Origin of the sequence: Bradyrhizobium sp. ORS 86, from assembly GCF_045571475.1 — a bacterium.
Classification (GTDB): domain Bacteria; phylum Pseudomonadota; class Alphaproteobacteria; order Rhizobiales; family Xanthobacteraceae; genus Bradyrhizobium.
In genome coordinates, this window is sequence record NZ_CP120699.1 from 1,992,068 (window position 1) to 2,008,301 (window position 16,234).

At 59.5% G+C, this 16,234-nt stretch carries 9 protein-coding genes and 1 pseudogene; 4 read left to right on the forward strand and 6 right to left on the reverse strand.

What is annotated here, in order from left to right; genetic code table 11:
- Window positions 1-30 precede the first annotated feature (30 nt).
- The 5 genes from P6U25_RS09115 to P6U25_RS09135 all read right to left on the reverse strand — a co-directional run bounded on the left by P6U25_RS09115 (window position 31) and on the right by P6U25_RS09135 (window position 6,553).
- Window positions 31-1,686 (reverse strand): hypothetical protein, encoded by a 1,656-nt coding sequence (locus P6U25_RS09115; protein ID WP_407151064.1) that lies wholly within the window; start codon window positions 1,684-1,686, stop codon window positions 31-33.
- Window positions 1,578-2,240: a hypothetical protein gene (locus P6U25_RS09120; protein ID WP_407151065.1), complete on the reverse strand. Its 663-nt coding sequence runs from the start codon at window positions 2,238-2,240 to the stop codon at window positions 1,578-1,580. The genes P6U25_RS09115 and P6U25_RS09120 overlap by 109 nt, the downstream gene beginning before the upstream one ends.
- A gap of 1,166 nt (window positions 2,241-3,406) precedes the next feature.
- The gene (locus tag P6U25_RS09125; protein WP_280980756.1) at window positions 3,407-4,477 is read right to left on the reverse strand and encodes a cytochrome-c peroxidase; all 1,071 of its coding nucleotides are present in this window, start codon (window positions 4,475-4,477) and stop codon (window positions 3,407-3,409) included.
- A gap of 1,444 nt (window positions 4,478-5,921) precedes the next feature.
- Complete coding sequence (locus P6U25_RS09130) at window positions 5,922-6,161, reverse strand: hypothetical protein (RefSeq protein ID WP_280973384.1); 240 nt, start codon at window positions 6,159-6,161, stop codon at window positions 5,922-5,924.
- A gap of 167 nt (window positions 6,162-6,328) precedes the next feature.
- Window positions 6,329-6,553 (reverse strand): hypothetical protein, encoded by a 225-nt coding sequence (locus tag P6U25_RS09135; RefSeq protein WP_280980755.1) that lies wholly within the window; start codon window positions 6,551-6,553, stop codon window positions 6,329-6,331.
- A 1,180-nt stretch (window positions 6,554-7,733) separates the two neighbouring features.
- Here P6U25_RS09135 and P6U25_RS09140 point away from each other — a divergent pair.
- Together P6U25_RS09140 and P6U25_RS09145 are read left to right on the forward strand one after the other, a co-directional pair.
- Window positions 7,734-9,209: a trehalose-6-phosphate synthase gene (locus P6U25_RS09140; RefSeq protein WP_407152472.1), complete on the forward strand. Its 1,476-nt coding sequence runs from the start codon at window positions 7,734-7,736 to the stop codon at window positions 9,207-9,209.
- A 559-nt stretch (window positions 9,210-9,768) separates the two neighbouring features.
- On the forward strand, window positions 9,769-10,116 hold the full coding sequence (locus tag P6U25_RS09145; RefSeq protein WP_280973382.1) for a hypothetical protein: 348 nt from the start codon (window positions 9,769-9,771) through the stop codon (window positions 10,114-10,116).
- Window positions 10,117-10,732: 616 nt separating this feature from the next.
- Here the strand turns inward: P6U25_RS09145 and P6U25_RS09150 are convergent.
- Window positions 10,733-11,851, reverse strand: a complete 1,119-nt coding sequence (locus P6U25_RS09150) for a branched-chain amino acid ABC transporter substrate-binding protein (RefSeq protein ID WP_407151066.1) — start codon at window positions 11,849-11,851, stop codon at window positions 10,733-10,735.
- Between the two features lie 617 nt (window positions 11,852-12,468).
- Between P6U25_RS09150 and P6U25_RS09155 the strand changes: the two genes are divergently transcribed.
- Window positions 12,469-13,833: a hypothetical protein gene (locus P6U25_RS09155; protein ID WP_407151067.1), complete on the forward strand. Its 1,365-nt coding sequence runs from the start codon at window positions 12,469-12,471 to the stop codon at window positions 13,831-13,833.
- Window positions 13,834-14,917: 1,084 nt separating this feature from the next.
- Window positions 14,918-16,116: pseudogene (locus P6U25_RS09160) on the forward strand (IS256 family transposase).
- Window positions 16,117-16,234: the final 118 nt, after the last annotated feature.

Consider the following 16,234-nt stretch of genomic DNA (forward strand, 5'->3'; position numbering starts at 1 on the left):
GGCGAGCAGGCGACTCGGCCCGCCGCTCGTTCAGTCAAGATGTGGGCGATGGAACAGAAGAACGCGCCCTGCGGGCAGGTTTTCGGCCGTGTAGGGCTCACCGTTGATCAAGAAACACGTCATTGGTGCATCCCGGTGCGGCAGGAGGCCAAGGGTTTGGAGCATGTCAATGACGGCGGGTGAGGCCTCTCGGGGGCCGTGGTGCCAGTCGAGGCCGACGAACTCGCCGATATCGGCCAGCTTCGGAAGCCGGCGATGACCCGGTTCAGGCTCGGTAGACGGCGGTCGAAAATCCGGCACCGGCGCAGAATGGGCATCGTCCCGCAATTCGAGCGGTGTAGGGGGATTGAGATCAAGCAGAGATTCAAGACCGCCGTAGATATCAGTCGGAGCCCACAGCTTCGTCGCTGGCGCAGCTTCACCCATCGGCCGAAGGCGAGCGTGGTGGATGAGCTGAACGTCATTCAGCCCTCCTGGCCCTAACGCGGCGGCGTAGCGCTCACCGCCAATGTCGTAGCTCATGATCCGCTGATCAGCGTCCGGCAGGAAGCCCAGGCGACGCAGCCTTTCGAGCATCGTATCCGGGGCGGGCTGGGTTCGGTGGGAAAAGTTCCCGGGGACGGCGAAGGAAACATCAAATGTCTCGCCGACGGGCGGCGACCCAAGGTGAATAAGCTGAACGTCATGGGGACCCGCGGGCCCCAGTACGGCAGTGTAGTGTTCTCCGCGAATGTCATAGTCCTTCATCCGCTGTACCGCGTCTGGCAAGAGCCCAAAGCGGCCCGATTTGGAGAGCATCGTGTCCGGAGCGGGTTGAGTGCCGTGGGCAAAGTCATTGGGAACGACCAGCGAAGCATCGAAAGTCTCGGCGATCGAGGTGGGCGTCGTCTGCGCAGCCCTGTCGGGCGGCGGCCCGGCTTGCTCCATTGCCCGTCCAAAGAATTCTGACGAGGCGGGATAGCGCAGCTGCGAGCTGGACTGTCTCGCCGCGGCATCGAAGGGCCCGACCCGGTCGAAACTTTGTGTGCGCCGGTGAGCGGCTGAATCCATTTGCTGCCAAAGCTCCGGCGCATCGAACCCGCTGGCGCATGTCCAGCCGCCCCGATCAGCGGCATCAAACAGCTCGTCCTGGTCGACGCTTTGCACTGGCGAGTAGGCAGCTGAAGCCAAGGCCTGCCACGGTTCCTGCGTATCGATTCCGTCGGCAAGAGTGAGGCCGTTCTGATCCGCAGCAACACTTCGCACGGGCGAGTGGGCGATCGAACTCATTGTCGGCCAAAGCACCGGTGCATCGAAGGTGGTGACCAGAAGCGAGCTCTCTCGATGCGCGACATCGAAAAGCGGTTCGTGGCCGGCATTTTGTACGGGAAAGTGAGCGGCTGAACCCGTTCCCTGCCCAAGCTCCGGCGCGTTGAATCCGTCAGCCGCCAGCTGGCTCCCCCGATCCGCGACACCCTCCAAAGGCTGCTGCCGATCAAAATCTTGCACGGGTGAGCGGCCGGCCGGCTCTGTTGGCTGACGGGAGCTGCTGCGACAATGGTCCTGCACGATGCTGTCGCGGTAGTGGCGGAGCCTGTTCAAGGCATAGATGAGTTTCTTGTCGCCCGGAAACAAAGTGTCGGCATGGCCGAGCAGCGCGGCGTGACCAAGCTTAGAAATTGATAACGGTCGAAGTGCTGCAGCCAACTTCCGAAGATCGCTAGAATAATTTCCGGCGGTTTTCTCGTCGATCTGTCGGCCAAAGCCTGCTTCAGCGGCCTGCCTGATGAGGCGGTCGTCTTCCTTGGACGGACGGTAATGCGTTCGGATGGGCCGCGCGGGGGCGTCAGGCTCGCGGTACTACTAACCATCGACAATGCGGGGACGATGACCTTGTCCTTTGGCAGCAGCTTCTTGGCATAATCGAGCAGACTTTCTTCATCGAACCCAGCCATTGATTGGCCATACTGCTTCAGCGCCTCAGCCAATTTGCGAAGTCGACGATCGTAGATACTGATTGTGGTAGCGCCCGGCGGTGGTCCCCGCTCGAGGGCGGCGCCAGAGGCTGCTTGAATGAGGCGGTCGTCTTCGTCAGCGATGTCAAAAAGATCTCTGTGTGGATAGACGGCATCGACCTGTCGCACGTCTCCCAAGTGCTGCTCAAACTCCGCTTGCTGCTGTTGCGTGCGCGGCTGCTCCACTGTGGCATTGGACGTAGCCGAGCTTTTATCGCCCGGGTTGATATTGTTAAATCCGTCCATGATCCCGTCCGGTGGTGGCGCGCTGTTGTTCTCTCGCTACTCACGTTAGCTTTCTGAAACCTGACGCGGCTTGGAGAAAGTTAGAATTGGACTGGCGGCCCCGCAGTCAGCTTCTTCGGGTCCAGCCGACATTCCTTGTATCGGGCGGGCACCAAACGACTGGCGGGCCGTGTCAGTCGTCAGCCAAACAAAGGCTGCGATGATCAAAGGGAGCAGAGCGGCTCCGCCGTGATGATCGTAATCATGTAGCTGATCTTGATCGGATCGTCATAGCACGATCAAACGGTACGCCTTCGGAACGTTCTGATTGGTGGACGGCCGCGCCCGAGCCGTTCGGTGACCCACCGCGCCTGCTCATCCATCCGTGCACGCCAGACGTCGCAGGAATCCTCAAGTCAAAGGCTTTGCGCGTGAGACACGCGCTCGGTTGGCATGGACAGAACTTGCCCCCGTCGGCAACATGTTGTGCATCAAAGCGGACGAAGTCCAATTCAGCACGCTCCGTATTTTTGCGCGCGCGCGATCCTTGTTACTGTAAGCGGGATCGTACTATCCTGAACGTTGGCTGCAAATGGTGGGAGGCAATTTGTCGATCAAGAGCCGTTCCGATGAGGTGGCTGAGACGTTTCGTCTCTTGAGAGCGTTTCGCGCGCTCCGAAATCCTGCCGATCGTCGCCGTATCATCGAGATGGTTGAGACCATGTCAGCACGAGACGATGCGCAGGGCATGGTTCGCCCACGGGCCGATGAGGAAAAGTCCTGACTTGGCTCGTCGGATAGGCCCGCAAACTCCTGATCGTCAGACGAACGTGCCCGTGGTTTCAGTGGGCATGAGACCTCAGCGCGCCGGCCGCCCTATGTCATAGGTTCAATGCTGCAAGCCATGGCGCCAACACAACGATCGAGCAGCGATGCCATGACCCCGTGGCCGCTCGCTCGTTGTTTGATGGCGTCGCCGCGGGCCGCATCTCCTGGAGGCTCCGGCACGGCTCGTTTTGTGCCTTTCGGCCCGGAATTAGATTTCGATATCGTGGACGAACCAGCCGGAAGCCTGTCTTTTTGGACGTTCGAATTGTGGGCGACAGCTTGGGGCATCTTGACCTGGCTTTGATCTGTTTGCGCGAGGCTGCGCTACGTATATTTCGAATCAGCTATCGTGACAGACCCTACTTGTCCAGAGAGGGCCGCGGGGTTGCCTCGGTACGCGCGGGCAATATCGGGTACTCGATCTTGGGCCGCTGTCCTGTCAGCGAATTGAGAAATGCGACGATGTCGTTTTCGTCCTGATCGCTGAGCTTGGTGCCGAGCTGAACCTCGCTCATCACGCCAACTGCTTGCTTGAGGCTCCAAACCTGGCCCGAATGGAAGTAAGGGGCTCGCAAGGCGACGTTGCGCAAGGGCGCAGAGCGGAAAACGTACTCGTCACCAGCCATCTTGGTGACCGCGAAGCGGCCTTTGTCGGCGGCTGGAAGCAGTGGCGCGGCCGGCCTTCCGACCACGCCGAACGGGAAGTAATCCTGCCCTCCGACGTTGATTCCATTGTGGCAGGACGAGCATCCCTTTTCCATAAATAGCTTCAGGCCCGCCTTCTGCCGATCATCGAGCGCATGCTTGTCACCCTCGAGGTACTGATCGAAAGGCGCAGCGGGTGTAATAAGGGTCGCTTCGAAAGCCTCGATCGCTTTTGCGAAATTGTCAAAGGTGACGGGCGTCGCATCGTTAGGAAATGCCCTGCTGAACATGACGACATAGTCGTTCATCGAATTCAACGTGTCGAGCACTCTATCTGGCGTCGCATTCATTTCGACACTTGCCTGGACTGGTCCCTTGGCTTGCGCCTTGAGGTCTGCTGCCCGTCCATCCCAGAACTGCGCCACATTGAATACCGCGTTATAGACGGTAGGCGCCCGGCGTGGACCGCGCTGCCAGCCATGACCGACCGACGTTGGGCCGGCATCCACGCCGCCGGCACCAAGATTGTGGCACGTATTGCAGCTAATGATCCCGCTCGATGAGAGCCGCGGATCGAAGAACAGCACCTTGCCAAGTTCGACCTTTTCATGGGTGACCGGATTGTCCTTCACCGCAGGAACGATCGAGGGAATCGGCTTGAAGATCTGTCTGGCGGCGCTCATCAAATCGTCATTCGCGGCGGCTGCTGACGACACCAGCATCCCGACGCCCAGGATGTATACCTTGCGTACAATGGAAAGCTCTCGTATCGCTAACTTCTTCATGGCGTGCAGCACCGGTTTTTGTTGGATATCGGAAGTGGATCAAGAGCGACACGCATCACTCTCATTCATGCAGGGCAACGCAGCGGGCGTCTGAAGCGGTAGTTTGTCGTGTCTTGCTCGCTTTGGCGTAGTTCATCATGAGATGCAAACGGCATCACCGCGCAGGCCGAGCCGTTTGAAAGCGCAAACGGCGCTTTGTCTTACGAGCTCCTGACCAGAACTGCTGGCTCCAGACGGCAGTCGACTTGCCCTTGCAAGAGCGACGATCGGTCCGGCGGCGTATATTGTCGTTCGCCATCATCGATCGGCGGACGATGGGGCCGCGCGCGTGCAAGTATGTTTGTATCACGCGGCATCGGTCGAAAAATCCTGCTCCGGCTCGGCGGAGCGCCACCATCGATGCCGAGCGTAGACCATATCGGACACCAGGACGTCCGAGAATGACGTGATGGAGGTCCTGCAGAGCGAGCTCTAAGACTTGAGGCTTCGTGCTGTTCACTGTCGATCATCGAATCTTATACACCGTCCGCTGCTCGGAATATTCTACAACCTGACGTGACGTGCGGTTCAAGCCCCATGAGCGCCTGGACGCGCGGCCATGTCTGGCTCGGGCTATCGAGAAGCGGCGGGGCATTTCTGCTTACGACGTGACGTTGGCTCAACGTCCAAACCAGCGCTTGGGCTCAGATGCATGGGAGTATCAAGCGGCGTGTCGCCGGGTTCTGCCTGCGTGAGCAGACTGTTCGATAACGCCAAGACAACGGGAGAGGAGACGTGGTCGTTGTCGGTATCAGCCGGCGCGACTGCTGCCGAAACGATCAACGCGTGCGCGGGTACCAGATCGATTATCATGGCACGTTGCGCGCGCGTGCACCAGGCGCTGCATCAATCCTTGCGCCGGAATGTCCATGTGTTGAGCGGGATAAGCTCGCTGCCCGTCGCGTAGATCGGCGCGTCGGCAGTGGTGGTGACGGCTCATCCGTGAGAGCCATGCGAGCGGAGGGCAGCGTCTCACTGGCCGCGCTGAAGCGTCGAACGAAGCGGACGTGAAGGCAGATGTGGCCGCTCGCAGGTTCGGCAGGCGCAAAGCTTCGAGAGCGTGCGCCATCTGGCAGCCAACCGATCGATGGACCATTCTGACTGCATCGGCAGAGCTCGTTCGTGATGGAGCGGGGTGGGGAGCAAGTGGCTGAGCGTTCAGCGTCGGAGCGAATCGTGGATTGTGCCGCGTTCAGTATAGTACGAGTCTACGCAAGAGGGCTTTGGAGGACGAGGTGTCGGATCGGTACATGCTGCTGAACATGATCGAGACCGTTTGTCCCCTGAAACGGCATGGACGTTGCCGACGAAAATCACCTAACCGCGGAAGGCGCACCTCCTGACCTGGCCTACGCTTGTCAGTCACGAACGCGATAGCAAAAAACGCCGCACGAGCGCGCTGGCTTTAGGTCAATGGTCTTCTGCCGATGCCAAGCTGCTCGATGACGAGCTTGGAAATCTTTGTTGGATCGCGAACGCCCGTTGCGCCGATCTCGATGGTCTTTCTCGCGACGATTTCGGCGATCGGGTCATCACGATCGACCAAGCAAAGCGAATGCAGGGTCAATTCATAGGCCGACGTTAGGCGCTCGACTTCGTCCGGTCCGAGGTTGCGGCCCTGGAGCAATTTATTGATGGCAGTCACGACGGCGCTAACCCCGCGACAAAAGTCACTTTTATCGTTCACATGCACGCTGATTCGAAATTTGCATTGAGTACGATGAAGCCGGATGTCTTTGGTTCGGGCGCATCGTCGCTGATGCAGCGTGCACGATCGAAATTGCGCACCATCGACCAAATGATCGGATCTGCTCAACTGGAACGCTTGTGTTCCTCCTTGGCTGCCAGCATCCGCTCGAAGCGATCAGCTTGTGCTTTCGTGAGATTGACGGCCAAGCCGACCCCGATCACCGCTGGCCCCTTACGTTGCCGATCATAAACCATCCACCCGCTTGACCCTTGACGCACTAAGAACCTGGATGGAGGAGGCGCCTCATCGGTATCCTTGTCCGATCGTTGTTTGCCTGGATATTCCATCGTGGCCTCCCAAACAGTGCAATCCAATTCTTTGTACGTAGCGAACCGATCTGCTATCCGGCTGCGCGAAATGTTCGAGCATAGCAAGTGATGAGCGTGTTGTCGGGATCGCCCTTGCGGGCGGGCAAGTGAGGTCTCTATTCCAGACATCCGATCGGAAGAGGCCGGCGGCCAGCAAAAGCCCGCTCTAGCTCATCAGCCAACTGCATGGCGTTCAGTAGCGCCGGCATAGACCGTGCGCTACGATTGCGGCATCTGTAGGCGATCGGCTGCGCAAGTGTTCGCGGCCGGCAGGCGTGATTTCATGCGGCCGACCGTCACACCGGGCACGTTCATCTGATGCTGGGTAATCACTTAACGGGGGCGTTACCGGTCCTGTCCCGCCCGTGGAGCGGAAGCGAGACTGGGGCCGACTGGAATTGCGCTGTCTGGCCAAAAGTGAGCTGGCTGGTTGAAGTGGGCGTGATCGGAGGCTTGTCCGCCAACGCCGGGATCGACGGCATCAGTAGTTGTCGTCTTGTCTCGAAGTCGCCGCCGAGGGGTGCGGCGAGGCTAATTACGGCAGGGTCAAACGGATTAAGAACGCCTGGGTTAGGCTAGCGCCTGTCCGAAGCGTTCGGCCAAACCAGCCTGATTTCGACGGCTCGAAACTTCCATGCTGGTTTCCAGAGCCTCGGCTACTGGATCGGCGGCGAGCACGTTTGCGGCGCGGGACAAAACGATCTTTGATCGATCCGGCCTTTGCCTCCGAATCATTGACCCTGCAGAGCCCGCGGCAACGCAATGCCGGGTCCGTCATCCAACCAAGAAATCTTTCTGACTCGTCAGCTTCTCGAAAGCCGACGCTCCTAACATGAGCGAGATAGAGGTCCCGAGGCCAGTGCTCCGATCTGCAATCTGCATCAAACGGAGGTAATACGTGGAACCTGCTAGCAACGTCAAACCATCAGCGTCAGAAACCGTCGCGACGGCCGACTCTATGCTGCAAAAGCAGCCGGTAGAGCAAACGGCCTTTGAGCAACATCTCAGTGAAGCACAACAGCGCGAGCCGCCGCAAACCGATCCGGCCCCTTCGCGTCGCGGTGTTGCGCCGGGTGTCGCGGAGCACATCGTGGCGGCGGAGGCGCAATCTCCGCGCCTTGTCGTTGTTTCAAACCGCCTTTCCAAGCCTGGTGGGGCCATGACAGGCGGCCTGGCTGCGGCTTTGCTTCCCGCGGTGGAACGTTCCGGAGCGCTCTGGGTCGGGGCCTCGGGCCCGCTGAAAGCCGGCAACCACGAGCTCGGCGAGGGAGCGCTGGTGAAGCTCGATTTACCCGCCGCAGATTATGACCGCTACTACAACGGTTTTTCGAATTCGACACTGTGGCCGGCACTACATTCGCTGAGAGAGCGAATCTCCTTCTCGGAGGACGACTACAAGAGCTATCGTAAGATGAATGCCTTCATGGCGGATGCCCTGCTTGACTACAAGGAGCGGGACGCATTCTGGGTGCATGACTATCATTGGCTCACGCTCGGCGCCGAGCTGCGTGATCGGCGCGTCGACCGGCCGATCGGCTTCTTTCTGCACACGCCATGGCCGGCGCCCGGTGTGATGCAGCTGGTGCGGCCTCATCGCGAACTGATCGAAGCGATGCTTGCGTACGATTTGGCCGGCTTTCAGACCGACGAGGACCGGCAGAATTTCCTTGCCTGCGTCCGTGCCGAGCTCGGGCTGACCCCCAGCGAAGACGGTGTTGTTATCTCGCCCCGTGGCATCACCAGATGCCAAGTGTTCCCAATTGGCATCGATACGGACAAATTTGCACGATATGCTAAAGACGCAAGTTCGAATCCCGATGTCTCCAAGCTGCTGGACGGTCTCAATCGCGAGAAGCTTGCCGTCGGCGTCGACCGGCTGGATTACACCAAGGGCATCGACAATCGTATCCAGGCTGTCGGTCGCGCCTTGGACAAAAAGCCGAAGAGCATCGCGCTTTTGCAGGTCGCCACCAGCTCTCGAGATGGCATTCCGAGCTACAGAGATTATCAGAACGACGTCAAAGCCGTTGTCGACGATGTCAACGCTCGCCACGGCGCGGACGACTGGATGCCGATCCGCTACGAGACCGAGCCTGTCAGTCAGGCGGTGCTCGCGGGTCTCTACCGCGCCGCACGTGTCGGCGTCGTGACCCCCCTGCGTGACGGGATGAATCTCGTAGCGAAAGAATATGTCGCCGCGCAAGACCCAATAAGTCCCGGCGTGCTGGTTCTGTCGAAATATGCCGGCGCGGCCAAGGAGCTCGATGCGGCACTACTAGTCGATCCCAACGATATCGAGGGTATGGCGGAGACGATTGCGAAGGCCATAGAGATGCCGCCCGAACGCCGCCTCGACTCCTACCGCAAGATGATCAAGAAGCTCCAAGACTATCCGATAGGCGCATGGTGGGCCGACTTCGTTGCGAAGCTCGAGGATAGCCGGATCGGCGTAGCCGCGGGCGACTCCATTCCGTTAGACGCGGGAGCTTCCAGTCGCTCAGAGAGCCGGACCATCCACGACGACCCAGCAGGCCCATCGGGTGCGATAGATCACTCGGAACGGGTGTCATATCCGGACGTCGCCGTTCCGGCTACGGTGCCAGCGGATCATTTCGGACATATCGGCTTCCGCTAGATCAATGACGCCGCGCTGCCCCGGGACGTGTTGATCAGTACATTGGACAGAATCTGGGTCCTGCCGGCCACGGGCGAGCCCAGCGCAGATTCAGCGAGCAGCTTGACGCGGCGTAGTTGAGCAAACGCGCCGACCGAGCATGGAATGCATCGACGAGGCGAGCGTAGATCTCCAAGCTCATCATAACCGTCGGAGGGCCAAGGAAGGACCAAGGCGGCGCTGAAGCAGTCTTTGTTGGCGCGCCACACCGGAACAGAGGCCGACTATGTCGAGCTTCTAGAGCATGATCCGGAGCTGGCCTTCCGAAAAGATCATGCTCAAACAAGAAGCTAAAGCGCGATGACGGTTCGACCTCATCTCATCGCGCTTTAGGGTGGTTAGTCCAACGGCCGGAAGATTGCAGCTCCGAACGCTCCGCATTCGTCGCTGGTTAAGTCGGAGCCATGGGTCGGCCCTTTTCAAGCGATCGCGATTCGAGCTCTCGCAATTGGAATCCAAGTGCGAATGTTGGGAGTACCTTTTTGCCTCCCCATTGCGGTATGCTCAGGCGATGAGCTCAATGTTGAAGATTGTAGCGGCAGTGGGAGCGATCTTCCTGGGAGAGGCCCTTTCGATTATCGCGGAGTTGATCGCCTCAAAGGAGTTCGGAAAAGCTGGCGGGAATCTGACGACGCTGCTTCCGATGTTCCTGCTGATCATGCTGGGCGGTATCTTGCTCGTCTGCGGATATGCTCTCGGCTACATGCATCTCAAGAATATTTGGATCATAGTCGCAGTATCGGTGGGATCGATCCTCGTGGTGGAACCGATTCTCTCGTTCTTACTCTTTCGGGACGTGCCGACGATCGGTTCGCTGGTTGGGCTGGCACTGGGCGCACTTGGCACTCTGGCAGCGATATTTTTATAAGCGCTATCTGTGTCAGGCTAAATTACCGTGGTTCTGTGAAAGCGGTGGGTTATGAACCGCTCAATTCGATCGCAGCGGCGGAAATGTATTCTGACCGATGTGGCCGGCTCCTGGGAGCGCTATTGCCGTGAGATTGGAGCCGGGGTCTCACTTCGTTGTTACCCGACGCGGAAACGTTCCAGCCTGGATATCAAGCTGCCGCGCAAGCTTCGAAATTTATCGGGAAGGACCTGCAAGTCTTCAACCGTAGAGCTCTTGCGAGCCAAGCAAAGGGAGCGCTCGCGTCTGATTGACGTGCCATCAACTGGAGGGGGGCCGTCGTTTGGTCCAATGACGTCCGTCGATGCCAAACGGATCGCCGACAACCATAGAGAGCTCCGCTGGATCGCAAACGCCGGTTGTACCGATCTTGGTGCCCTTCCTTGCAATGATTTCCGGCGCAAGGCGATCGTAGGGTTGGTCGAAGGCCGAGCCTCAGATGGCTCAGCTTTGTTTCGGCCCGCGTTTTGTCCTCAGGCGCCCCACTCACGGTCGGGCCCGAAGGCGCTGCTGTCGCGCCAACGAGAGCTCCAAAACAATATGCCACTGATAGTGGTCAGGGATTTTCCTATCGGCGTCAGGAACCGTTCGAGTTCACTTCGGCATAGCCGCCCTTATCGTCCCATTTGTAAACGACATAGTCGAGCTGCTTGATGTCGCCCTTGACGTCATATTCAAGATTGCCGATTACGGTGTCCCAAGAGCTCGCTTTGATCGTATCCATCACCTTCCTTGGATCTATGGTGCCGGCCTTGGCCACGGCTTGAGTCCACACTTGCACCGCCGCATAAGTGTAGAGCGTGTAGCCTTCGGGATCGATGTTCCTGGCCTTGAATTTCTCGACAATCGCGGCCGCCGTCGGCTTCTTGCGTGGGTCCGGTCCGAAGGTGAAGAGCGTGCCCGCACCGGCGGCGCCGGTGATCGAGGCATATTCCTTGTCGGCCAATGCGTCGCCCGACATCAGCGTCGTGTTTAGCCCCTGATCGCGCATCTGACGAAGGATGAGGCCTGCCTCCTGGTGATAGCCGCCGACATAGACGAGATCGATATTGTCTCGCTTCAGGCGCGAGACGATCGCATTAAAGTCCTTGTCGCCCTTGTTATAGGATTCGTACAGCTTTTCGGTAATGCCAGCCGCGTTAAGGGCCTTCTTAGTCTCGTCGGCAAGTCCCTTGCCATAGGTGGTCTTGTCATTGAGGATAGCGATATTCTTGCCCTTGAAGTTCTTGGCGATGAAGCGGCCGGCAACCAGACCCTGCTGGTCGTCACGCCCGCAGACGCGCGCTACGTTCCAAAGCTTGCGGTCAGTCAAGAGTGGATTGGTCGAAGCCGGCGTGATCTGCAACACGCCGCCGTCGGCATAGGCGTCCGACGCTGGGATCGAGGATGAAGAGCAAAAATGTCCGGCTACGAACGGGATCTTGGCTCCGGCGACCTTTTCCGCCACCGAGCGTGCCTGCTTGGGATCGCAAGCATCGTCCTCGACGTCGAGCACGAGCTTCTTGCCGAGCACGCCGCCAGATGCGTTGATATCGGCGACCGCCATTTCGGCGCCGCTCTTCATTTGCCGGCCGAAGGCCGACTCACCGCCGGTTATGGGTCCCGCAACGGCGATGGTGATGTCTTCCGCGAACACCGCTGTGGAGAACGCGAAGGATGCACCAAGTGCGAGGCCGATGAGGTCGAATAATTTCATGAATGGTCCTCACAAAGTGAAGGCAATGGCGAGTGAGCACGAGTGGAGCAGTGCGCTGGCGGCTGCGGTCGCGCTAGATCACTGTTGATGACGCCGGCTTCATCGTGCATCAAACCCCTCGATCGCGTCCCGGAAAAGAGCAGCAGTCCTGTCTTGTCTCGCTAGGAGGACATCTGCCTCTCTCAAATGACCAAGCTTCTGGTCGCGAAGGCATCTGCAGAAAGCTTGGCCGAAAAGAGAGAACCTCTGCAGGCGTCGGGACAGAAGAACGAACCAGCGCGCATGTGCCAAGCAACGATTGAACGTTAAGCGCGCTCGCCGGTGCCAACTTTACGCGACCCGTCTCATGCTGGCCAGTCAACGCCTCAAAGGTGTCCATGCGAATATTAGCTGAGTTGGCCGTCCAGAAAAGAAATAGGTTTGTACGAAACGTACACGGAGCGCGTCTTTGATTGTTGGCGTCAGTCGCGGCCGACAACCGCAGCAACGGAGTTTCCCTGAAGTCAGGAGTTCTTCACCAGTGCCGTGTTGAGTGGCGTCAGCTTCTTCACCATCACGCTCAAGGTGGGGCTATAGTCTGCTAAATTACCAGATGGGGCCCGAGAGGGGATTGGGGATTGTCATATACTCATTCAGTAGCTGCGGACTGCGCCAGTTATTTCAAACAGACCATAGCCAGGTTGAAGCGAGACGACCTCATTATTGCAGTCGCACTGCTCGTCTTCTTTGTGGTCAGTATCGTCTCGCTCATGGTCGCCGGAGCGACGTTTCGCAACATGCAATTTTGGCCGTCAGACAATATGTCGCCGGACGCGCTAGTTGGAGTGGGCGCAATGATGCTGTTCATTCCAGCCTTTGCCGTCGCGCGGTTCTCGTTCGGCTACATCGTCGCATTCTTTCTGCTGTCGGCTGTGCTCGGTTACGTCTGGCTCTCCTTCTATTCCGGATTCGACTATCCTCATGCCTTGGCGCGGTGGTCGATGTTTGGAGCGCTCGTCGGTGCCGCGACGCCGCTGCTGTTCGTGAATTTTGAGATTTCACGGCCTGCCGTCACGGAGGATGCATCGCGCCGAATAGCGCTCGCGCTTGCAGCGATCGCGGTCTTGGTGCTCGCTGCGGATGCCTCTTATGGCCTCACGTTCGGCAGCCCGCTTGGCGCCGACCGCAATTCGGTCACCCGCCCGCTTGTGCTGAACTACCTGACGGGTATCGTGATCTCGGGGATATTGCCGTATCTGTTCGCCTGGTTTGCGAGCGGCAGGCAGCCGATTGCGGCGTTCCTGGTGCTTGTCCTAACGGCTGCGTACTATCCCATCGCTGTCAATAAAACCGTATTGCTGCTGCCGCTTTGGCTGCCGATCGTGTTCTTGCTCTACGCGCGGCTCAATCCAAGGCTCGCGACGATCCTGTCGTTGCTAATTCCGATGGTCATAGGTCTCACACAATATGAGCTCGTTCGGCTGTATTCTCCGAACGATCCTTATTACTTGTTTGGGGTCTTCAATCTACGCATGATCAGTGTTCCGGCACTGGCCATAGACCATTATGCGAATTTCTTTCACGATCACGCGCTGACGAACTTTTGCCAAATCTCATTGGTGCGCGCCCTCATGGGCTGCCGATACGGCGAGCTTGGACCCGTCATGGCGCAAGTCTACCGCGCTGGCAACTTCAATGCCTCGTTCCTGGCGACGGAAGGAATTGCGTCGGTTGGGCTTCAATGGACGCCGGTGGCGGCGCTGATTTGCGGTACTATCTTGTCGATCGGTTCGCTTGCGAGCCGCCATCTGTCGCCGCCGTTTATTGCCGCGTCGTCGGCGGCAGCGGCAGAGGTCCTCGTGAACGTCCCACTGTCGACTGCGATGGTCTCAAATGGGCTTGCGTTACTATTCCTGCTTTGGTGGCTGACACCGCCCACCCCACTCGTTCGGGAGCAGCCTCAAAATGGAATCGTGGCAAGTCTTGGCCTGGCCGGAGATTGAGACCACCAAAGGCAGCAGCCCTGCAGTTCTGTCCGTGTCGACGGCAAGCGGCCTACATGGGCCGCTTTGGTTCGAGGCGGGATAGGGCTCGTCAGCTCCTCGCAGCTAAGCTTGGTCGTTGCGTCTTCTTCAGGTGATCTGATGGGATGGGTGTGCGCAATTTCAACATAACGGCTTGGGCGCACGTGCCTCAGCCAGTCGCGCAAGAGGAGCAAGCGAAATGCCCGGAGGCGGCTTTCCAACGGGCGCCCGTTTCTGCCCGATGATCTCTGTCGGTGCTATCCGCATCTGTCCAACTCGGACTGGAGGTTGATCGAGCGTGCGATCGGTGCCGCTTTTGCGAGCGGGGAGGTGGATTCGGCATTCGGTAGGCCAACCATCTGGCCAGATAGCCTTGGCTCTGAGGGTCTGTCGATGTCCGGGGCTCGATGACGCTGAATTGCGCGCTTACGTAAAGGCGGGACACAATCGTGGCACGCATTTGCCCACCGGGTTGAATGACCTTCGTAAGTTCCGTGACCAATCTGCAGATGCGGCGAGCCGCGGCCTCGAAGTTGGCCCCCTGCAGTCGGGCTTCATCCTGGATGTTCGAAATGACTTCATGGGCCCTCCGGCAAAGCGTCAACGATTGCGGAAATAATGAGCCCGCACAATTGACAGTCTCGGTCAGCCTGGGATGAGCGTCAGCCAGGGCGAGGTGGCGAGGCCGCGTCGTTGGCGCTCGTCGACCCTGAACTCTTCACCTTCGATCCGGCCCAGTTCCCTCCAGGCGAGCTTCGGTCCTTGCTAGGTGATGAACCCGCCGCGGCGCCACTCTTCAGCGTCGATCCGGGGACTTCAGTTCCGCCCCAGATGAGCTTCGGTGATTGCTGGAAGATGAACCCGTCACATCGCGCGCCTTCCTTGTCGGTCCAGAGGACTTCAGCTGGTCGTGTCCCCATTGGTGGTGTAGCTCGGTAGAGCAAAGCCGTCCGCACGCGCGGCCTCCCATGGCGCCGTAGCGGGCGGGCGGCTTTGCGGTGGTCACCGGCAGTTCGCCGGTAGGGTCGGGTTGCTGATACCAACCTGATTCGAGGAACCACCGATGACCGATGAGATGATGAACCTCCGCACGCTCGTGGAGAAGACCCCTGATGCCGATCTGCTGCGCGAGATGATCGGCTTTGCCGCCCAGCGCCTGATGGAGCTGGAAGTGGAAGGCCAGACTGGGGCCGCCTATGGCGAGAAGAGCCCGAGCGCCTGGCGCAGCGCAACGGCTACCGCGACCGGACCTGGGAGACCCGCGCCGGCACGGTCGAGCTGCGTATCCCCAAGCTGCGCAAGGGTTCCTACTTCCCCGGCTTTCTGGAGCCGCGCCGGATGGCCGAGAAGGCGCTCACCGCCGTGGTGCAGGAAGCCTATGTGCAGGGCGTCTCCACCCGCTCGGTCGACGACCTGGTGCAGGCGATGGGCATGAGCGGCATCTCCAAGAGCCAGGTCTCGCGGCTGTGCGCGGAGATCGACGACAAGGTGAAGGCGTTCCTCGCTCGCCCGATCGAGGGCGATTGGCCGTATCTGTGGATCGACGCCACCTACGTGAAGGTGCGCCAGCAGGGGCGCATCGTGTCGGTCGCGGTGATCGTCGCGGTCGGCGTCAACAGCGATGGCCGGCGCGAAGTTCTCGGTATGGACATTGGTCCCTCGGAGGCCGAGACATTCTGGACGGCGTTCCTGCGCAAGCTCGCCCGCCGCGGCCTGCGCGGCGTCAAGCTGGTCGTCTCCGACGCCCACGAGGGCATCAAGGCGACCGTCGCCAAGGTGCTCAACGCCAGTTGGCAGCGTTGCCGCGTGCACTTCATGCGCAACGCGCTGGCCCATGCCGGCAAAAGCGGACGGCGTGTCGTCTCCGCCTTCATCGCCACTGCGTTTGCCCAGGACGATGCCGAAGCCGCACGAGCGCAATGGCGAAAGGTCGCCGATCAGCTCCGCCCCAAGCTACCCAAGCTCGCCGGCTTCCTCGACGAGGCCGAGACCGATGTGCTGGCCTACATGACGTTCCCGCCGCAGCACCGCACCAAGCTGCACTCGACCAACCCGATCGAGCGCCTCAACGGCGAGATCAAGCGCCGGACCGAGGTCGTCGGCATCTTCCCCAATGAGGACGCCATCGTCCGCCTCATCGGCGCGATCCTGCTCGAACAGAATGATGAATGGGCCGTCCAGCGCGCCCGTTACATGACGCTGGAAACCATCGCGCCGTTGAGCGATGATCCAACCGTCAGTCTCCCGGCTATCGCCAGCTGACCAGTCCGGCTCTTGCCGGCGAACGCGGTGTCCCACCGCCAGTTACACCACGCTCAGGGACACGATCCTTCAGCTTGCCTCCAGGTGAGCTTCGGTCGTCGTTGGAGGATCACTCCGC